7 protein-coding genes and 1 pseudogene are annotated in these 21,717 nt (G+C 70.7%); all 8 read right to left on the reverse strand.

Going from position 1 to position 21,717, the window contains the following annotated elements; translation table 11 throughout:
* Positions 1 to 13 precede the first annotated feature (13 nt).
* On the reverse strand, positions 14 to 430 hold the full coding sequence (locus VFB40_RS10655) for a VOC family protein (RefSeq protein ID WP_324849449.1): 417 nt from the start codon (positions 428 to 430) through the stop codon (positions 14 to 16).
* Between the two features lie 119 nt (positions 431 to 549).
* Positions 550 to 1,665, reverse strand: coding sequence for a DUF4037 domain-containing protein (locus VFB40_RS10660; RefSeq protein ID WP_324849451.1), 1,116 nt, complete (start codon positions 1,663 to 1,665; stop codon positions 550 to 552).
* Positions 1,666 to 1,703: 38 nt separating this feature from the next.
* The gene (locus VFB40_RS10665; protein WP_324849453.1) at positions 1,704 to 2,282 is read right to left on the reverse strand and encodes a hypothetical protein; all 579 of its coding nucleotides are present in this window, start codon (positions 2,280 to 2,282) and stop codon (positions 1,704 to 1,706) included.
* An 89-nt stretch (positions 2,283 to 2,371) separates the two neighbouring features.
* The gene (locus tag VFB40_RS10670; protein ID WP_324849455.1) at positions 2,372 to 3,154 is read right to left on the reverse strand and encodes a thioesterase II family protein; all 783 of its coding nucleotides are present in this window, start codon (positions 3,152 to 3,154) and stop codon (positions 2,372 to 2,374) included.
* Positions 3,151 to 5,625 (reverse strand): beta-ketoacyl synthase N-terminal-like domain-containing protein, encoded by a 2,475-nt coding sequence (locus VFB40_RS10675; RefSeq protein WP_324849457.1) that lies wholly within the window; start codon positions 5,623 to 5,625, stop codon positions 3,151 to 3,153. Before VFB40_RS10675 ends, VFB40_RS10670 begins: the two co-directional genes overlap by 4 nt.
* A gap of 8 nt (positions 5,626 to 5,633) precedes the next feature.
* A complete protein-coding gene (locus tag VFB40_RS10680) occupies positions 5,634 to 15,020 on the reverse strand; it encodes an SDR family NAD(P)-dependent oxidoreductase (protein WP_324849459.1) in 9,387 nt (3,128 codons plus the stop codon).
* 51 nt (positions 15,021 to 15,071) lie between these two features.
* Positions 15,072 to 21,413 carry a type I polyketide synthase gene (locus VFB40_RS10685; protein ID WP_324849461.1) on the reverse strand — a complete coding sequence of 2,114 codons (6,342 nt, stop codon included), beginning with the start codon at positions 21,411 to 21,413 and terminating at the stop codon, positions 15,072 to 15,074.
* A 24-nt stretch (positions 21,414 to 21,437) separates the two neighbouring features.
* Positions 21,438 to 21,717: pseudogene (locus tag VFB40_RS10690) on the reverse strand (FAD-dependent monooxygenase); the annotation flags it as partial.

Genomic DNA, 21,717 nt, shown 5'->3' on the forward strand with positions numbered 1-21,717 from the left:
TTTCCCGCTCCGGTCAGTTCTCGTACGGGTCCTTCTTGCGCTCCTGCACCAGCCACTGGTTGCCGTCCGGGTCGCTGAACGAGGCGAAGGAGTTGTAGTCGCCGCGCTGCGGGTCCGGACCGGAGAGCTGGCGGCCGTCCTCGAAGTGGAAGACCTCGCTCACGTCCACGCCGTTCCCGGCCAGTTCGGCCCGGGCGGCGTCGATGTCCGTGACGACCAGGTGCAGCCCCTTGATGGGGCTCGCGCCCTCCTTGTTGCGCATGAGCGCGATCGAGCAGCGCGAGCCGTTCGGGGTCAGCTGCACGACCCGGAAGTCCTCGTTGGGCTGGTAGTCGACCTCCAGCTTGAATCCGAGCTGCTCGGCGTAGAACCGCTTGGCCCGGTCCACGTCCGCGACGGGCAGCGCGATCAGTTCCAGCTTCCATTCCATGGCGCTCTCCTCAACCAGTTCGGTCGGCCTGGTCACCGACGCTACTCACGGATGAAACGACGCGGCCGAGGAAAACTCATCGGTGCCCCGATGAACTGGTAATCGCGCTGGTCAGACGGCTACGGCTGGCCTAGCCCGTTCAGGTGTCGCAGCCGCGCTCCGGCGTCGCTGAGCAGGTTCGTGTTGTCGGCGAACTGGTCGACCGCGCCGATCGGGGGCAGCGCGGCCACTTGCGGATCGCGGATCGTCTCTTGCAGTGCGGTCGCGAAGCGGTAGCCGCCGATGATGCGGTACGGGCGATCGTGGAAGTGCCGCACCGTCGGATCGACCCACTCGGTCATCCCTGAGTCGTTGTGCAGCGCGGCGACGATCTCGTAGGCGGCGCACAGGTGTTTCTCGCGGTCCTGCCAGCTCGTCGCGGCGAGCGTGGCGCGCAACTCGGGGCCGAGTTGGTCCGCCGCCGGCAGCTGTGAGAACGCGGTACCGAGCCACTTGGCGTAGGGCGGATGGCGGCGCTCCATCAGCAGGCACAGACGGATCAGGTCACGGCACAGGCGCGCGGCCAGGACGGCGGATCCGAGCTCGTCGCCGACCTCGCCGCAACGCCCGACGAAGTGCTCCTCCTGCCCGATCCGGGTCCACTGGCAGGCGAGCACGTACCGCCACAGGTCGTCGGGATACCAGGCCAGCGCGTCGATGACCGGGCCCAGCTCGCCGAGCCCGTCGTGGAAGACCGCTCCCCCGGTGATTTCGAGCAGCGATTGCGTCGGGATGCGCAGCCAGTCCGCGACCGTCACCCCGGCGCGGGGATCGAATCCGAGGATGCCGGTCAGGAACGCGCCGAGGTCTCCTACCGTGACGTGATGCTGTGCGGGCGCGTTACGTCGCGAGTACCGCACGGGATAGCCGCGGAAGGTCTCTGGCAGGCGGTCGTCGAGCAGCCGCGTGAGCTGCCCGGCCAGGTGTTGGTCCTCGGGCCGCAGGAACACTTCCAGCCGCGGGCCCCAGTCGTGATCGACCGAGCGTTCGGTGTCGTAGCCGACGACCTCGGAGCCGGTTCCCAGGAGCGCCGCCGAGTGCTTCAGGGTTCTGTTCTCGAGTTCCGCGTCTGCGTGACCGAGTTCCGCGTGACCGAATGCCGAGCCAGCCGGCTCGGCGGCCGCCTGGTCCAGCAACGGCCGCACGAGCTCGGTGTAAAAGGCCGCGGAAAGCTCGCGGCCGGACAGATATGTCATCGTTCCCCGTTGTCGCCGTGCTGCTACTTCAAGCCGTGCTACTTCTTCAATCCGAGTCGCTGTTCGGCCGTGGTCCAGTCCGAGGCGATCGCCTGCTGCGCCGCGGCCAGAGTCACTTTTCCAGAGCAGACCGCGTCGTGCAGGTCGTTTTCGACCGTGTCCTTGGCGTTCGGGACCTTCCCTATCTCCGGCCAGAGGTTCGCGGCGTCGTTGGACCCGCCGAGCTCCAGCGAGACCAGGTGGTCGAGTTCGGAGGTCGTCCCGGCGGTCACGCCGTACGCGGTGTAGAGCGTGTGCTTCGCCTTGTCGGTCTGGCCCGTCGAAGGCCGCACGGTCGCGGTGTAACCGCTGCGGCAGATGGTCGTCTGGATGTTCGCCTGGGTCACCGCGGGGTCGAACGAGCCGGGGGTGCACTGCGGGTCGGGGCGCGGTCCGGCCAGGAAGTGGCAGGTCGTTATCTTGATGGAGTACGTGACCTGCTTCGGGTCGTGCACGGCGAGCAGCCCCGCGGTACGCGGCTCGATCGAAGCGTTGCCGGACCCGGCAGCGGTAGGCGACGCCCCGCTCGATTCCCCTCCGCCGAGCTTCGACAGGGCCCCTGACTTACATCCGCTCACCGCCAGTAACAATACGATGACAGTCGTGGCCGCAGATACGGCCGTGGCGCGGAAACGCTGCGCACTACCCGAAGTTCGCCTCATGCCCGTCACTGTGGCAGATCCGCGGCTCCACGTCTCGCAGCGAATGCGGCCTCTTCGACGAGTTGCCGGGCGAATGCGGTGAAAGCCTCACCGAGGAAGTAGAAGTGGCCTCCGGGGAACATGCGCTGCCGTACCTGTCCGGTGGTTTCCCGGGACCACGCGCTCAGCATGTGCTTCGGCGCGCGCGGATCGGCGTCGCCGCCGAACACGGTCACCGGGCTGCTGATCGGCGGACGGTCCGGGTGCGGCGCGTACGAGTCGACCGCGCGCAGATCCGCCCTCGCGACGCGCAGGAAGTGCTCGACGAAGGCCGGGGCGTCCTGGATCCGCTCGGGCGTGCCGCCCATCCCGATCAGCTCGCTGAGCAGGGCGTCATCGTCGAGCTCATACAACCGGCCGCGCAGATGGGCCTGGAAGCTCGGGGCGGCCCGGCCCGACACGCCGACCCAGGCCGGCGGGCTGCTCGCGCCGTGCTCCAGCGCCCGCGCCACCTCGATCGCGAGCACCGCGCCCAGGCTGTGCCCGAAGATGGCGTACGGCACGTCGGTCCACGGCTGCACTTCACCGACGACGAGCTCCACGATTTCGGGCAGGCTCTGCCGCAGCGGCTCGGCGTGCCGCTTGCCGCGGCCGGGCAGGTCGAGCAGGACCAGGTCCCAGTCCTCCGGCAGCTCGCGGGCCAGCGGGTAGTAGACCGCGGCCGAGCCGCCGGCGTGGTGGAAGCCGATGACGCGCAGCGCCGGATCGTCCAGCGGGCGCGGACGGATGTAGCCGGAGGCAGTCGTCATGCGCCGTTCGCCTTGTCGGCCGGGACCCGCGCCTCGACGATCCGCCGGGTGAGCCGGTCGATCAGCACGCTGATCTGGAGGTCCTCGTTGAAGTCGTCCAGCGGGATCTCGACCTGGTAGCGCTCCTCGATGCTCATGGTCAGCTGCATCGCCGTGAACGAGTCCCCACCGACCTCCAGGAAGGTCTCGGTGTGGTCCAGCGCCTCCTCGGCGTGCATGATGTTCATCAGCTCGCTGATGAGGAACTCGTGGATGAGTTCCTGGTCGAGCGCCGTCTGCGCGGTCTCCGCGGTGTCGGCGGACCGCTCGGACGCGGGGGCTTCGTCGGGCGGCGCGGCGCTCTCGTCTGACGCGGCGGCATGTTGCGTGGGCACGGTGCGAAGTACTGGCTCGTCGATCCAGCAGCGCTTGCGGCGGAAGGCGTACGTCGGCAGGTCGCCGAGGATGCGCGCGCCTGCCGGGCGCAGGGCTTCCAGCCGCAGGTCCGCGCCGTCGACGAAGAGGGCAGCGAGCGCATTCAGCAGATTGGCCGGGCTCGCCGCAGCTTCCTCGGTGATCAGCGGGAAGACCCGCTCGCCCCAGGCCAGCTCGGCTGCCGCCGCGCCCGACGTCGGCGTGCGCTGCTCGGCCTTGACCCGAAGGCCGAGGCTCTGCAGCAGCCGCTTGATTCGCTCCGCCGGGGCCTGGTCCTCTCCCCCGATGACGGCGACAAGCTGCGGATAGGCGGCGATCAGCGCTTTGATTCCAGCGGACAGCCGCACCACGCCGGAGCCGACCCGCAGCGTGACCGAGGTCTGCGCGTTCTTCGCGGTGACCTTGCCGGCGTGCCCCACCGCGACGGCCAGCTTCTCGGCCAGCTCGCCGCCGCTGGTGCCGACCACGGCGATGCGGTGCTCAAAGGGGGCACGGCCCGCACGCAGCGTGTGCGCAGCCGCGGCCAGTTGTTCCTGCGGAGTACCGACGAGGTACGACGCGGTCGCGGTGACGAGTTCGGTGAGGCTGGTCGCGTTCTTCGCGGAGAGGGTCACAAGCTGCGCAAGTGCATTGGCGGCGGCCGGCGCTTCGGGCTGTCCCACAGGCGTATAGGCCTCCAGGATGGCGTGCGCGTTGGTTCCGCTCATGCCGAAGGCGCTGACTCCTGCGATGTGCCGCTCGTATTCGGCCGGCCACGGGGTCTGCGCGCGCGGCACGGTGAGCCGGACGCGGTCCCAGGGGATGTACTCGTTGAGCGGCCCGGCGTCCGGCGCGACGGCCACCGGGACCACGCCGTGTTGGAGCATCAGCACGACCTTGATCAGGGCCGCGATCCCGGCCGCGCCCTCCAGGTGCCCGAGCCGGGATTTCAGGGTGCTGAGCAGCGCGGGCACGGTCCGGTTCGGCGCCCCGGCGCCGATCACCGCGTCGAGCGCGCCGACCTCGATCGGGTCGCCGAGCGAGGTGCCGGTGCCGTGGGTCTCCACGACGCCGACCTCGTGCGCCGCGACGCCGGCGTCGGCGAGCGCGGCCCGGATCACCTCCTGCTGCGCGATCCCGTTCGGAACGGTCAAACCGGAGGAGGCGCCGTCGTGCATGACCGCGCTGCCGCGCAGGACCGCCAGGATCGGCCGACCCTCGCGCTCGGCGTCGTCGAGGCGCATCAGCACCGCGACACCGACGCCCTCGCCGCGGCCGTAGCCGTCGGCGGCGGCGGTGAAGGTCTTGGACCGGCCGTCCGGGGCGAGGGCCTGGTTCTGGCACAGCGAGACCATCAGATCCGGCGAGAAGATCAGGTTCGCGCCGCCGACCAGCGCGTAACGGCATTCCCCGCGCCGCAGTGCCTGCGCGCCGAGGTGCAGCGCGACGAGCGAGGAGGAGCAGGCGGTGTCGACACTGACTGCGGGCCCTGAGAAGCCCATCACGTAGCTGACCCGGCCGGCCGCCATCGACAGTCCGCCGCCGGTGCCGTAGTACGGGTCCACCTCGCGGTCGCCGGTGCGGTTGGTCAGCCGCTCGCCGTATTCCGAGGTCATGATGCCGATGAAGACCCCTGCGTTGATACGGTCGCGCCGCCGCACCGCGATTCCGGCGCGTTCCATCGCCTCCCACGCGGTCTCCATCAGCAGCCGCTGCTGCGGGTCGGTGGACTCGGCCTCGCGCTGGGACATGCCGAAGAAGGCCGGATCGAACTGGGCGATGTCGGAGAGGAATCCGGCGCGGTCGACGTAGGAGCGGTTCGGCGTGTTCGGCTTGGGGTCGAAGACGGAGCGCAGGCCGGGGCGGTCCTCGGGGATCTCGCTGACGACGTCGCGGTCGCCGAGCAGGAACTCCCAGTAGTCCTCCGGTGTGTTCAGCCCGCCGGGCAGCCGCAGCGCGGTGGACACGATCGCCAGCGGTGCGGTGCGTTCCGCCTCGAGCTCGCGAACACGAGCCTTGAGTTGCTTGGACAGCTTGAGCTGTTCCGCCATCAGGTGAAGCAGTTCCTTGTTGTCCATTTCCGTCCTCACAGTTCCATGGCGAGGTCGCGCCGGATCGCGTCGAGGAGTTCTTCCTCGGTCAGTTCGCGCTGGGCCGCATCCGGTTCCGGGTGCTGGTCAGGCGCTGCGGTCGGAGCCGGTGCCGGGTCCGGGGTTTGGGTCGCGCCGGCCTCTTCGCGCACGAGGGTGGCCAGATGCCGGGCGAGTTCCTGGATGGTCGGGTAGTTGATCGCCACCACGGCGGACAGGTCGTCGTCCATGGCGTGGCTGAGCAGGTCGCCGAGGTCGATCATCATGATCGAGTCCATGTCCATCTCCTCGAACCCGCAGTCGTCGTCCACCTTGGCCGGGTCGCCGAGCAGGTCTCCGGCGAAGCCGCGGACGGTGTCGCGGGCGAGGTCGTAGCGCTCGTCGGCATCCAGGGTGCGCAGCCGGTCGCGTAGCCAGCCGCGCGCCTTGCCGGACGCGTCGGTCTCCACAGCCACGCCGTCTGCCGCGTTGCCGTCTGCTGCGTTGCCGGCGGCCTGCGTGGACTCGGTCGCGGTCTCAGGGCGCGATCGGTCCTTCGTCAGGTGCGCGAGCAGCGCGGCGCGTGTGTGGTCACCGATCTGTTCGGCGTACTGCTTGAAGTCGGCGTCGATCGCAAGCAGCCGCGCGCTGGAGGTCGTCGCGGCCAGTGCGAGCACCGGCGCGGCGGCGGAGTCCGTCAGAACCTTGATTCCTAGCTTCTCGGCGGCGCGTCCGGTCGCCGCGTTGGCTGCCATGCCGCCCTTCGCGGTGGCGATCCAGGGTCCCCAGTCCACGCTCGTGGCGGGCACTCCGGCGGCGCGCAGGGTGTCCGCGAGGCCGTCGAGGAAGCCGTTGGCCGCGCCGTAGTTCGCCTGTCCTGCCGAGCCGAGCAGTCCGGCTGCGGAGGAGAAGAGCACGAACGCGGTCAGGTCGATTCCGGCGACCGCCGCGGCGAGCACTTCCGCCCCGCGCGCCTTGGCGGCGAAAACAGTGGCGAAGTCCTTGGCGGTCAACTGGTCGAAGGCGTGGTCCGCGGTCGCTCCGGCGAGGTGGAAGACCCCTGACAGCGGCGCGTTCTCGGTCGCCGTCGCGACCGCTCGGGCGACCGCCTCGGCGTCGGTGACGTCGCCGCTCACCGTTCGCACCGTCGCACCCGCGCCCTCGAGTTCGGCGATCACGCCGCGCGCGGTCTCGTCCGGCTCGGAGCGACCGACCAGCGTGAGGTGCCGCGCGCCCTGCTCGACAACGGTTCGCGCGACGCTCAGGCCGAGGGCGCCGAGCCCGCCGGTGATCAGGATGCTGCCGTTCCAGGTGGGAGGCTCGACGGCCGCGGGCGCCGGGATGAGGCGCGGGATGCGCGGGCCTTCGGCGTCCAGACGCAGCCGGGTCTCGGAGATTGTTCCGCCGGCCGTGCGGGCGAGGATCGCGGTGAGTGTGTCCGTCGACCAGTTCTCCCCCAGCTCGACGCGGACGACTCGGCGACGCGGCTGCTCGGCTTCGAGCGCCGCGAGCATGCCCCAGAGCGCTTCGCGGACCGCGGCGGCCTGCGTGCGGCCGTCGCCGAGGATGACGTAGGGCACCTCCTGTGGCGCGTCCTTGAGTGTGGCCCACAGGTCGAGCGCCGCTTCCTGGGCCGCGATCGCGTCGAGCGCGTCATCGAGGTCTGCGAAGCGGGCGTCGAGGATGAGTTCCGGTGCCGATCCGTTGCTCGCCGCCAGATCGCCGACAAGCGCGTGCCCGTCCGCGCGAAGCCGCGCCGCGAGAGCCTTGCCCGGTTCGTAGCCGTCGCCGAGTACTGCGATGCGCCGCGACTCGCTTGTCGGTGCGGGTTCCTCCGGGCATGCCACCCACGCGAGTTCGTAGGCGTTCGGCGTGCCCTTGCGCAGGCTCTGTCGCAGGACCGTGCGGCCGACCGGGCGAACACGGAAGCCGTCGGCGATGATCAGGCTTTCCCCGGCGGCGTTGAACAGGTGCAGGTCGGCGGTCTCGACGTTCTTGCGGCCGTTCGGCAGCGGCTTGGACTGCACGATCTGTACGTGGCTCCACAGCTCCCCGCCCGGCGCGGGCCGCCCCGGGAAAGCGATCTTGTCGATGGCGAACGGGATCGCGAGCGAGGCCGCCTTCGTGACCTGATCGTCGACCATGAACCCTGCGATGCTCTGGAAGTAGGAGTCGATCAGGCCGGGGTAGATCTCGTAGTTCTCCAGCGGTTCGGGGACCGGCGGTTGTGCGTACCGCAGCAACGCCTCGCCGCCGCGCAGCCAGATCTCGGCGATCCATCGGAAGGACGGGCCGAGGGTGTAGCCGAGTTCGCGGAAGAAGCCGTAGAAGGTCTCACCGGAGATGTGCCGCTCCGCGCTCGCGATGAACGCCTCGCGGTCAGGGGCCTGACGAGCCGTCGCGGAGGCGGCGCCGAGCAGCTTGGCGTTCAGGTGGGTCTCCCAGGTACCCCGGTCCGGATCCACCAGGCTGTGGATGGCGAGCGGGGTGCTGGCGCCTTGGCTCTCGTTCAACAGCAACTGGACGTCGTACTGCTCGCCGTCCTTGATGACGAGCGGGAGCCGGCATACCAGGTCGCTGATCGCGACCGGCTTGCCGTTCCCACCGACGGCGGAGAGGATCGTCGCCAGGTGCGAGGAGGCCGGGACGAGTACGGTCTCTTCGATCCGGTGGTCGCCGAGGTGCTTGGGGAAGGCCGCGGTGCGCTCGAAGGCGAAGGCACGGCCCTTGATCGCCGGGGAGCGCAGCTCCACTCCCCAGTGCTTCGGCTGGTCCTTTGCCGGGACGACCGGCTCGACAGCCGCGGCGGCCTGGACCGGCTTGACCTTGGTCCAGTAGCGGGTATCAGCGAACGGATACAGCGGGGCGTCGGTGCGGCGGTTGCCGGTGGCCGCGTGTACGGCCGGCCAGCCGAGGTCCTGGCCCTGCCGGTACAGCATTCCGGCCGCCGTCAGCATGATCGCGCGGTCGGGAGCGCCGCGGTTGAGGGAGGGCGCGGCGCCGCCGTGCGGCACGAGCTCGGCCGCGGTGATCATGTTGATCAGGGTCTGGTCGGGACCGAGTTCGAGCACTGCGTCGATGCCGAGTCCGGCGAGCTGCTGTGCGCCCTCGTGGAAGCGCACCGGCTGGCGCACGTGCCGGAGCCAGTATTCGGCGTCGAAGTCGTCCGGGCCGCCGACCTTGCCGGTCAGGTTCGAGATGACCGGGGTGTGCGGCCGGTTGAAGGTCATCGGCGCGGTGATGGACCGCAGCTCGGGCAGCATCGCGTCGATGAGCCGGGAATGTGCGGCCGCTGAGATGGTGAGCACCCGTGCCTTGACCTCCTCGGCGCGCGCTCGTTCGGCGACGGTCTCGATCTGGTCGGGCAGCCCGGCGACGACGATGGACTGCGGTCCGTTGATCGCGGCCACGTCGCAGTCGGTGCCGCGCAGCCAGCCCTCGACCCGCTCCAGCGGCGCGGCCAGGGAGAGCATCGCGCCGCTGCCGGTGCCCTGCATCAGCCTGGCCCGGTTGACCACGAGGGTGAGGCCGGTCTCCAGGTCCATGACTCCGGCGTAGACCGCCGCGGCGATCTCGCCGACGCTGTGGCCGGTGACGACGGACCCTGTCACGCCCCAGGACTTCCAGAGCGCGGCCAGGGCGAGTTCGAGCGCGACGGTGGTCGGCTGGGTGAACCGGATCTGGTCGATCAGCTCCTCGTCGGCGCCGTAGAACATCAGGTCGAGCAGCGAGATGCCGAGTTGCGGCGCGGCGATGACGTCGCAGGCGTCGATGGTCTCGCGGAAGACCGGCTCGGTCTCGTACAGCTCGCGGCCCATGCCGAAGTACTGGCTGCCCGCGCCGGAGAATAGGAAGCCGACCTTCGGCGGTTTGGTGCGGGCCGGCTCGCCCCTGCGCCCAGCCTCGGGACCGTCCCCGAGGGCGTCGCCGCCATGCCCGCGAAGTGCCGCGAGCAGTTCCGCTTTGTCCGCGCCGAGCAGCAGCCTGCGCAGCGGGAAATGCGCGCGGCCGGAACCCGCGGTGGTCGCCAGGCTGGCGAGTTCTTCCTCTGTCGCGCTCGCCAGGCGGGCATCCCAGAGCTCGGTGAGCCGGCGCAGGCCGGCGGGGTCGGGCGCGGAGATCGGCACCAGGTGCGGGACCGTCTGTTCCCCCTCGGCGACGGGCTTCGGCTTGGCCGCCGCGCCTGCCGCGACCGACGCCGCCTCCGGCGCCTCACCAAGGATCACCTGCGCGTTCGTGCCGCTGAAGCCGAAACTAGACACCGCCGCGTAGCGGGGCCGGTCGCCCGTGCGCCAGGAGGTGAGCGCGTCCACGACGCGGATGTTCACCTCGTCCCAGGGGAAGAACGGGTTCAGCGTCTCGGCGTGCAGACTCGCAGGGAGCTGACGGTGCCGAAGCGCGAGTACCGTCTTGAAGACCCCTGCCATGCCCGAGGCGGATTCGCAGTGCCCGATGTTGCTCTTGATCGAGCCGACGTGCAGCGGTTCGCCCGGCTTGCGGTCCTTGCCGAAGACGGCCCAGGCGGCGTTGAGCTCGATCGGGTCGCCGAGGGAGGTGCCGGTGCCGTGCGCCTCCAGATACGACACCGCAGCGGCGTCGATCCGCGCGTCGGTCAGCGCGGCGGCGATGACCTGCTTCTGCGCGGCTCCATTGGGCACGGTGAGCCCGGAGGACGCGCCGTCCTGGTTGACCGCGCTTCCGTGCAACACAGCGAGTACGCGGTCGCCGTCGCGCTGCGCGTCGCTGAGTCGCTTCAGGACGAGCACGCCGCAGCCTTCCGCGCGGACGAATCCGTTGGCATCGGCGGAGAAGGTCTTGCAGCGGCCGTCCGGCGAGAGCATGTGCGCACGGCTGATCGCGACCGAGCACTCCGGCGACACGATCACGTTCACGCCGCCGGCCAGCGCGCGATCGGTCTCCCCAGATCGCAGGGACCTGATGGCGAGATGTAGGGCGACCAGGGAAGACGAGCACGCGGTGTCTACAGCCATCGCCGGGCCGGAAAGCCCGAGTAGGTAAGAGATCCGGCCTGCGGCGACGTTGAGTGAGGTACCGCTGCCGAAGTAGGCGTCGAGCTGGTTCAGCCCTCCGCGCTCAAGCAGCCGGGAGTAGTCGGAGTTCGTGACGCCGACGTACACGCCGGTCTTGCTGCCCTTGAGGCTCTTCGGGTCGATCGCGGCGTCTTCGAGGGCGTGCCAGGCAGATTCGAGCAGGAGGCGCTGTTGCGGGTCGAGGCTCTCGGCCTCGCGGGCCGGAATGCCGAAGAAGGAGGCGTCGAAGCGGTCGATGTCGCGCAGGAAGCCGCCCTGGTCGGTGCTGATGGTGCCGACGCGCAACGGGTCGTTGTCGTGCAGTGCGGCGCTGTCCCACCGATTAGCTGGCACCGGTCCGACCGCATCGCGGCCTTCGCGCAGCAGCTCCCAGAGCTCGTCGACGGAATCGGCGCCGGGGAAGCGGCCTGCCATGCCGACGATGGCGATCGGCTCGGCGGGAGACGCGATCGTCCCAGGTGACGACTGTGACGCGGCCGATTGTCCCGCTGTGGCGGACAAAGTCTGCGCCACAGCGGCTGTCGGCTGCATCGCGCTGCGCGTGGGACTGGACGCCTGCGTAGCTGGGGGCACCGGCTTCGCTGTCACATTCGCCGGTCCTGCCGCGACCTTCTTGGCGATGTGCTCCGATAGTGCGGTGAGGCGTGGATTGTTGAAGACCTCTGCGACACGCAGCTTCACGGCGAATGCCACGGACAAGTCACGTGCGAGGTCGACAGCCATGATGGAGTCGAGGCCAAGATCGAAGAACCCTGTGTCCGGTGGCACCGCGCGGCCTTCGGGGTAGCCGAGCGTCTTGGCCAGCATGCGGCCGATGTGCACGGCTGCGGCTTCGCCGCGCGCATTCTCGGGGAGCGCCAGCAGCTCGTCACGCAGCGGCGTCGACCCGGCAGCACCCGCCGCGCCGGTCGAACCATCCGCGCCAGCAGCCACGCCGGTCGCGCCGACAGCAACGTCCGCCCCGAGCGCGCCGCCGGCATCCCGAACGTCGTCGAACAAGGCCCTGCGACGCAGCGTGCCCATCACGGTCGTGAACCGGGACCAGTCCACAGGGCAGGCGATCAGGAACCCACCCGGACTCGCAGAGCGAGCGGCCAGCGTCGAGCAGCCGGTCGCCGGGTCCATCTCGATGATGCCGACTCGGCCGAGGTTTTGCCGTCCGGCCTCGTCAGCCATGCCGTCGAGCGCCCACGCGCCGTATGCGATGGCCGTCGCGGGCAATCCCGTGGAATCGCGGTAGGCGGCGATCGCGTCGAGGCCACCGTTTGCCGCGGTGTACGCGCCGCGGCCCTCGTGTCCCCACAGCGCGGAGGCCGACGAGGTCTGCGCGAAGAAGTCCAGATCCCAAGTACGGTCGCGGCTCAGCAGGTGCAACCACCAGGCGCCGGCGAACTTCCCGCGCAGTCCGTCGGCGAAGTCGGCGGCCGTAGCCTCGGCGAGCGGCTTGTGCGGCAGGCCGCCCGCCGTGTGGATGATGCCGCGCACCGGCGGCAATCCACCGTCGCCGTCGCAGGCTGCTGTGATAGCGGCGGCGAGGCTCGCGTGGCTCTCGACGTCCGCACTGCTGTACACGACCCGCGCGCCGAGTGCACGCATGTTGCCGAGCGCGGCGGCAGCTGCGGCGTGCAGGTCGGCCTCGGGCGTGCGACCGAGCAGGAGCAAGTGACGGGCGCCGCGCCGGATGAGGTCGAGCGCCATCTCGCGCCCGATGCCGCCGAGCCCGCCGGTCAGCAGGTAGGTCGCGTCCGAGTGAACCGGCAGCTCAGGCCGCCAGTCGGCCGCGACCGGTCGGATCCGTGCACCGTAAGCGCGACCCTCGCGGACTGCGAGCAGGTCGTCGGAGGCTGCATCCGGCGCTGCGTCCGAACGCGAGCTGGCGAGTGAGAGAGCGGTGCTTGCATCGTCCGCGGTCGGCGAGGCGGGCAGATCGATGACACCACCCCAGGCAGAGGAGTATTCGAGCCCGAGGACAGGCAGCAATCCGTGCAGCAGGCCGTGGTTTCCGGCGATGATCGAGTCCTGGCCGGTGACCTGTCGCGTCGCGCGAGTGAGTGCGTAGACCTGGCCGGCGAGACCGGAGTCGGCGAAGGCGCGTACCGCGTCGGTGACCGCCGCGCACAGCTCCGCTCCTGCCGCAGTGGGATTGGACGCCTCCACAACGGCTGATGTCTCGGGCAGCGGCGTCGCCTTCTGCGCAAGAATCAAGCTGATCGGTCGGCTTTGTCCCGCCCCCGCCCCCGCACCCGCCTCCGACTGCGCGCCGCGCTCTTCCCAAATCGCGGACCAGTCCGGCGCCGCCGGGCCGATAATCGCATGTGTTAGCCCGTTTGCCTCAGCGCTGGCAGCCAATAGTTCGATCAGCTCGGCGTCGTCGCCGGCAAGGACGACCTCCCGGTCCGCGCCTTGCGTTTGTCCCGCTGAGCCGGACAACTCTTGCCAGTCCAGCTCGTGCATCGGGACTGCGGATTGCTCGGCGAACGGCGCATCCTCGCCGGGGGCCTCGACCTCGACGTTCTCTGCCGCCGAGTCCTCGGCTGCCGGGCCCTGCGCACCGCCGCTGATCAGCAGCGGCACGCCTTCCGGGCCGAGGATGTCGCGCTCCCACGGGTAGGTCGGCAGCGTGATCACCTGGCGTGGCAGCTGCGCCAATCCCGCCAGCTCGGGCAGTTGCGCCACAGCCGCGCCCTCGCGGACCGTGACCGCTTTCGAGTTCTTGCCGGCCGCGAGCGCCCGCAGCGCGTTGAGCGCCTTCGCCGGAGTCGGCGCGGCGACGCGTGCCACAACCGGGTGCCGGGTTCGGCCGTGCGTGGTCGTGTATGCGAACGCTGCGTACTGCTCGCTTGGCAGGTGCGTGAGGCGTTCGGCCAGGCGCCCGGCGAGTTCGTGCAGCGCGCTTTCGCTCTTCGCGGAAAGTTCGAAGCCTGCGACGTCACCCGTCGCCGCGTCGGCGCCCGGCCGCGTTCCCGTCGCACCCGTCGCAACCGCGTCGGCCGGACCGAGAATCACGTGCGCGTTCGTGCCCACGATGCCGAACGAGCTGACGCCGACGTGGCTTCCCGCGGCGCTGCGGTCCCAGGGCTGCGCGCTGCCCGAGACCGTGACGCCGGTACCGTCGAGGTCGATGCGCGGGTTCAGCGTCCTGAAATGCACCAGCGGCGGGATGATCCCATTGCGCAGCACGAGGATCGACTTGAGCACGCCAGCAATCCCGGATGCCGCCTCCAGGTGGCCGATGTTCGCCTTCACCGAGCCGACGTGCAGCGGAGCGCCGCCGTTCTTGCGGCCGAGCGCGGCGACGATCGCGTCCATCTCGATCGGGTCGCCGAGCGCCGTGCCCGTGCCGTGCGCCTCGATCAGGCCGATGTCGGCCGGTGCGAGTTCTGCGTCCGCGAGCGCGGCTTCGAGTACTGCGATCTGGGCCAGGACGTTCGGCGCGGTGAAGCCCGAGGAGCGGCCGTCCTGGTTCGTGGCAGAGCCCTTGATTACCGCATGGATGCGGTCGCCGTCGCGGATCGCTTGGTCGAGCCGCTTGAGCGCGATGACGCCGGCGCCCTCGCCGCGTACGTAGCCGTTCGCGCGCGCGTCGAAGGTCTTGCACCGGCCGTCGGGGGCGAGCGAGCGGGTTTGCGCGATCAGCTCGGTCGAGCCCGGTGAGAGCACGAGGTTCACGCCGCCGGCCAGCGCGACGTCGATCTCGCCGTGTCGCAGTGCCCTGACCGCCTGGTGGATCGCCGTCAGGGAGGAGGAGCACGCGGTGTCGATCGCGACCGCCGGACCGGTGAATCCGAGGACATACGCGATCCGGCCTGCCGCGAAGCTGTGGCCGTTGCCGGTCGCCCAGTACGCGTCCGGCCCGCTGCTCTTCCAGTCCTGATAGTCCTGCCGGCCGGTGATGCCGACGTACACGCCGACCCGCGCGTCGCGCAGGTTATCCGGCGGCAGCGCCGCATCCTCCAGCGCCTCCCACGCCACCTCCAGCATCAGCCGGTGCTGCGGGTCGACGGCGCGGGCCTCGCGCGGGCTGATGCCGAAGAAGTCGGCGTCGAAGCCGAGCACCTCGTCCAGGAAGCTGCCCAGGTTCGGCAGCTTCGCCCACTGCTGGGCGAAGGGCGCGAGGCGCTGCTGCGGCCGCGGCCGGATCAGGTCCCGGCCGGACTCCAGCGCCTCCCAGTAGCCGTCGAGGTCGTGGACGCCGCCGGGCAGCCGCAGGCCGGCGCCGACGATCGCGATCGGCGGCTTGCCGCCCTGCCCCGCGTCGAGCTGGGCGCGCAGCCGCTTGATCGTGTCCAGGGCGCGGGACAGCGGGGTGACGGCGCTCGCCGAGCCGTTCTCGGTGCTGCTGCTCGGTTCCATGGCTGACACAGTCCTCGTCTTCGGCGGTGCGGGTGCGGGTGGTCTGGCGGCTCAAGCGGCGGCGGGTTCGGAAAGCCTTTCGCAGAGCACTTCGGAGAGGGCGCGGGTGCTGCCGTAGGTCCACAGCAGCGTCGGCGAGAGCTTGAGCCCGAACGCGGCTTCCAGGCGGTTGCGTAGCTCGAGGCCCATCAGCGAGTCGAGGCCCAGCGCCTTGAACGGGGTCTCCCGGTCGATCGCGGCCGGTTCCAGACGCAGCACACGTCCGGCCAGCTCGCGCACCTTGGCCTCGGCCAGCGCCGGACGGTCGTCGGGCGCCGCGGCCAGCAGCCCGGCCAGGAACTCGCTGCTGCCTGCCGCCGCGCCGCCGCCGTCCTGCGCCGCCTGGCGCAGCGTTGACCAGCTCTTCTGCGCGGCTGTCTCGGGGTAGGCGTCGAACCACTGGCGCAGGTTGAGCGGCACGTAGCCGACCACCTGCTGGTCGCGGCCCAGGAAGCGGGCGAGGGCCGGCCATGCTTCCTCGGCGGTGAATCCGCCCATGCCCCGGTCCGAGAGCCGCGCGCCCCGGTTGGCGTCCGCGGCGGCCAGTCCGATGTCCTCGAACGGCCCCCACTGGACGCTCAGGCCTGGCAGGCCGCGTCGGCGCCGTGCCTCGGCGAGCGTGTCCATGTACGCATTCCCCGCCGCGTAAGCAGCCTGACCCGCGTTGCCGATCAGCGCGGCGGCGGAGGAGAACAGCACGAAGAGGTCCAGCGGGTCGGCCACGGTCGCGCGATCCAGGTTCCGCGCGCCGTCGACCTTCGGGGCGATCACGCGGTCCAGCTGCTCGGGCTGGAGGTTGAGGATCGTCGCGTCATCCAGCAGTCCGGCCGCATGGAAGACTCCGCGCAGCGGTGGCAGTTCGGAACGCAGCGCGGTGAGGGCGGCGTCCAGGGCGTCAGCGTCGGTGACGTCGACGGCGACGGTCCGCACCTGCACGCCGCGCTCTCGCAGGGCGCTGATGCGCTCGGCCGCGTGCTCGCTCGGCGCGGATCGGCCCAGCAACGCGATGGCACCTGCACCGCGGTCGGCCAGGTACTGCGCGAGCGAGAGGCCGAGCGCGCCGAGTCCGCCGCTGAGCAGGTACGTGCCGTCGGTCCGGAATCGCCCCGCGGGCAAGGGTTCCGGGGCGACCGAGGTGACGGTGCCGGGATCGACGAGCACGAACTTGCCGATGTGCGAGCCGTGCGACATCGCGCGCAGCGCCTCGGCGGCGTCGGCGAAGCGGTACGGGATGGTCGGCAGCGGCTCGATGCCGCCGTCCTGGACGAGCTTCCAGACGTCGGCCAGCAGGCGGGCAAAGCGCTGCGGCCGGCGGGCCATCAGCCCGGCGAGGTCCACCGTGGCCAGGCTGATCCCCTTCTTGAAGGCGGTCAGCGCGATCGCCCGGCCGTTGTAGATGTCCTTCTTCCCGACCTCGACGAATCGTCCGTCCTCGGCGAGAACGTCCAGGCCGAGCGGGATGGCGGCGCCGGTGAGCGAGTTGAGCACCACGTCGACGCCCCGGCCGCCGGTGGCCGCGAGCACTGCCTCGCCCCACTCCAGGCTTCGTGAGTCGAAGACGTCTGCGATGCCGAGACCGCGCAGGAACTCGCGTTTGCGCTCGCTGCCCGCGGTGGCCAGGATGCGTGCGCCGAGGCGCTGGGCGATGCGGACCGCGGCCAGGCCGAGACCGCCCGCTGCCGAATGGATCAGCACCGACTCGCCGGGCTCCAGCCGGGCCAGATCGACCAGGCCGTACCAAGCGGTCGTGACGACCAACGGCAGCGCGGCGGCCTCGGCGTCCTGGATCCCCGCGGGGACGCGCCGCGCGTGGTCGGCGCGCACGGTGACGTGTGAGGCCGCTGCGCCGAAGGCGCAAGCGACGACGCGATCTCCGACTTCGAACTCGGATACTCCCTCGCCGAGCGCGGTGACCCGTCCTGCGGCCTCGCCGCCGAGCAGGTCGGCGCCGCCCGACGGGTCGGGGTAGGTGCCCATCGCCTTCATCACGTCGATGAAGTTCAGCGCGGTGGCGGTGACTTCGATCTCGATCTCACCGCGGCCGGGCGCACACCGGGTCAGCGGCCGGTAGACCATGCCGTCCCAGAAACCGGGCCGCGATGCCGCGAGACGGAACGGCTGCAAGACGGTGCGCCACGGCGCGGACGGTGCGTCGTCCTCGTCGTACGCCGCGGATTCGCCGCGCTCCAGCCTGCCGACGTAGCGGCGCTCGCCGCGCAGGGCGATCTGGTCCTCTCCGGAGTCGGCAAGCAATTCCGTGGCGAGGGCGCGCGCGATGGCAGCGGCGTCGTCGGACGCTGAGATGTCCAGCAGGCAGGGCTGCAGCTCGGCGTGCTCGCGTCGCAGGACCCTGGTGAATCCCCAGAACAGCGCCGCGCCGGGATCGGGCTGGTCGGACGCGGTGACCGCTTGGGCATCGGTGGTGAGCACCGCGAGGCGCGGCGGAAGCGGCAGGTCGAGCACGCTGCGCACCAGTGCCGTCAGCGCGAGCAGGGCCTCGCGCTGCTCGGTGAGTCCGGCGGCAGCCGGCGGTGCGACGAAGACGACTGCGTTCGGCTGGCTGCCGGAGGAGCTCAGCTTTTCGCTCCAGGCGGACGTGTCCTGGGCGCGCTCGCCGGTCAGCCCGACGCGGGCGGCGGTCTGTCCGGCAGCGGACAGCGCGGCGGAGAGGGACGAACCGATGCCGGTACCGTCGAAGACCTCTGCGACGATCCAGTTGCCCGGCTCCGCGGACGCGGCTTCGCTTTCCTCCGCCGCGGGTAGCGCCTCGGCCCGGAAGGCGAGCCGGTGCACACGCTCGGCGTCGCCGTCATCCAAGGCCGCCGACTCCAGCGCCTGGAGCGTCAGCCCCTCCATCGTCAGCAACGGCTGCCGGTCGGCGTCGTATACGAACACGTCGATGTGTGTGTCGTCGCGGCGCACCGCGTACGACCATGCGTCGAGCACCGGTTCGGCCAATTCCTGGACGACGTGCACGCGCTCGACGGCCACCGGGACCACGGTCGCGGCGCCGTCCACCAGCGCCAGTGAGACCTGTAGCGCGGCGTCCCAAAGCGCCGGGTGCAGGTTGTGCGCGCGGGCACCTGCGCGACAGCGGTCAGGCAGCCGGATCTCGCCGAGTGCGGCGCTGGCCGCTTCGTCAATGTGCAGGCTCTGCACGCCCTGGAACGCGGGACCGTAGTTGAGGCCGCGAGCGGCGCAGCTTTCGTAGAACTCGGTGACGTCGATGGCCTCGGCGCCTTCGGCCAGCTGCACGGGGAAGTCCCGGACCGTGGGCGCATCGGATCGCGGCTGCCGAATGCGGGCCGAGGCGTGCTCGGTCCACTCCGTGGCGCCTGGTGCCAGTGATTTGAGAATGAAGCTGCCGCCCTCGGTCACGTCGTCCCGCCATACCGCGCTGACCTTCGCCGGTTCGCCCGCGAGTGTCAGGTCGCTGCGAAAGGCGAACCCGTCGAGCGCGCCAGGGACGGAGCCCGCCCTCGCGCGGGCCGCGCTCATCGCGAGCGCCATCATCGCCGCGCCGGGAACGACCACCGCGTCGTGCACCTTGTGGTCGGCCAGCCAGGGGTGTTCGTCGACGCCGAGGTCCAGCGTGCCGTGCCAGGTGTCGTGTTCCGAGACCGCAGGTGCCAGCGCGAATTCCAGGCCGCCCGACACGCCGGCGCGCCGCCGTCCGGCCGGAACCCAGTAGCTCGACCGCTGCCACGGATACGGAGGGACCTGAACCGTACGGTCGGCCGACACGGCGGCGAACGGTTCGAGCCCTGAGACGTAGCCGCGGCCGAGTGCCAGCGCGAAGTCGGCGGCCGAACCCGTATCGCGGCGCAGCGTGGACAGGACCGCCGGCGGCTCGGAGCGCAACGCGGCCAACTGCTCGATCGCCGGGGCGAGGATCGGATGCGGGCTGATCTCGACGACGTGGGTGACCGTGTCGCCGAGGAGCGTGGCGTCGTCGAAGAGCTTCGACATCGCGTCGGCGAACATCACCGGTCGGCGCAGGTTGTCAGTCCAGTACTCGGCATCCATCTCGGAGCCGTCAAGCATTTCGACGCGCACGGTGGACATCAGGGCTATGTCGCCCTTGCGTGGCCGCATCGATTCGAGGGCGGTGAGCAGGTCGGGCCGCAGCTCGTCCATTTGCGGACTGTGCGAGGCGTAGTCGACGTTCACCAGGCGGCAGAAGACGCCCTCGCCGTCCAGGATCTCCTTGAGCGTGAGCACGGCCTCGGTCTCGCCGGACAGCACACACGAGCTCGGGCCGTTGTTCACGGCCAGGGAGACGAGTTCTTCGAACCCTGCCAGGGCCTCGCGCGCGCCCTTGACGTCCAGATCGACCGCGAGCATCCGGCCCTTGCCCGAGGCGCGCCGCGCGATGGCGCTGCGCCGGGCCATCGCCAGCGCCCCGTCCTCGTAGGAGAGGATCCCGGCGAGCGTCGCGGCGGTCACCTCGCCCTGGCTGTGGCCGATCACGACGTCCGGTTCGACCCCTGCTTCGCGCCACAGCTCGGCCAGGCCGAGGGACATCGCCCACAGCACCGGCTGGAGCATGTCGATGCGGGTCAGCCACTCCTCGTCGGACTCGCCGGCGATGATCGAGGGCAGGTCCCAGGCGAAGTACGGCTTGAGCGCTTCGGCACAGCGGTGAATCACGGCCTTGAACGTCGGGCTGTTCGCGTACAGCTCGCGACCCATGCCGGACCATTGCGCGCCCTGGCCGGGGAATACGAACGCGATCTTGCCGCGCTCGCGCGCCCGGCCGCTGACCACACCGGGAATCTCAGCCTCCGGATCCTCGGCGAACCGCGCCAACGCCCCGGCGACGTCCTGCTTCGAGCCGGCGAATGCGGCCCGCATCGGGAAGTGGTCCCGGCGGTGGGCGAGGGTGCCGGCGAGGGTAAGCAGGTCCTCGGGAGTCTCGGGGAGGGTGGCGACCAAGTCGGCGGCTCGCTGCTTGACCACGTCCTCGCGCTGGGCGGACAGCGGGAGCAGAATCGGCGCCAGTGCGTCGGTATCCGAATTCGCTCCCTGCGCCGGGGCACTACTCGGCGGCGCGGTCATCAGCACCGCGTGCGCGTTCGTGCCGCCCCAGCCGAAGGAGTTCACGCCGACGTACACCGGGCCGTCCTGCGGCAGCTCCAGCGGCTCGCGCACGACGCGCAGATTCAGGTCGTCGAAGGGGATATCAGGGTTCAGCTCGTCCGCATGCAGGGTCGGCGGCACGACGCGGTGCTCCAGCGACAGCACCGCCTTCACCAGGCCCGCCAAACCGGCCGAGGCCTCCAGGTGTCCGATGTTCGTCTTCACCGAGCCGATGCCGACCGGCCCGAGCGCCCGGTCCCGGCCCTGCCCGATGACCCGTCCGACGCCGGTCGCCTCGACCGGGTCGCCGCGGCGCGTGCCGGTGCCGTGCGCCTCGATGTACGCGAGCCGGTCCAGCGGGATCGCGCCGTCGCCGTAGGCCAGCCTGAGCAGTTCCTCCTGGCCCTCAGCGCTGGGCGTGACCAGGCTTTCGCCGCCGCCGTCGTTGTTGACCACGGTCCGCACGATCACGCCGTGGATCCGGTCGCCGTCCGCCAGAGCCTGCGACAGGGTCTTGATGTAGAGCGCGACGACGCCTTCGCCGCGCACGAAACCGTCGGCCTTCGCCGAGAAGGCGTGGCACCGGCCGGTCGGCGAGAGGCCGCCGAAGTGGGTCAGGTTGATCGAGACGAAGGGGTCGAGGATGAGGTTGACGCTGCCGACGATCGCGCCGTCGATCTCGCCCTGCCGCAACGCCTGCGCGGCCAGGTGCAGCGCGACGAGACCGGATGAGCACCCTGTCTCGACCGTCAGGCTCGGGCCGCGCAGCTTGAGGAAGTAGGAGACGCGCGCCGCGGCCACGTCGAGCGCGTTGCCGACCGCGCTGTGCTGCGTCGCGCCCGCGCCGCGCTCCTTGCGCACGATCTCGTAGTCGTGCCAGGACGCCCCGACGTAGACGCCGGTACGGGTCGCGCTCAGCTTCGCAGCCTGCTGACCCGCGTCCTCTAGGGCCCGCCAGCTGGCCTCCAGTATCAGCCGGTGCTGCGGGTCGATGTCCTCGGCCTCGCGCGGGGAGATGCCGAAGAAGGTCGGGTCGAACTGGTCGACCTCGTCGAGGAAGCCGCCGACCGCCTGGATCGACTTCTCCGGATCCAGTTGCGCCGCCGCGTCCCAGCGGTCGGCCGGCACCGGGCGGATCGCGTCGCGGCGCTCGGTCAGCAGCCGCCAGAACGCGTCGGCGTCCGGGGCGCCCGGGAAGCGCCCGGCCACCCCGACGACGGCGATCAGCCGGTCGGGATCGTGGCCGTGCGCAACGGCTTCGGCTTCGGAAGTCATCTTCGCTCCGCTTTCCCCTCGGTCTCAGGCCACCGTCGCGGCCTGCTGATTCGCGGCGCGCAGGTCGACCGGGTCGACGCTGTGCTGCGCGTTGATCACCTTGTCGAGCATGCGGTACTTGTTCGGCAGGGAGTTGAGAAGCCGGTAGCGGGTCCGGCGGACCGCCAACGCCATCGCGCTGGTCTTGGCCAGCGCTCGCTCCTGCATCCGCTGGTGCTTGACCACCAGCGTCTTGTGTGCGCGCCTGGCCTCCTCGAAGTCGGCGAACCGCGCGGCCGGGATGGAGCCCTTGGTCTCCGCGAGG

Source organism: Actinocrinis sp., from assembly GCF_035650855.1.
Lineage (GTDB): Bacteria > Actinomycetota > Actinomycetes > Streptomycetales > Catenulisporaceae > Actinocrinis.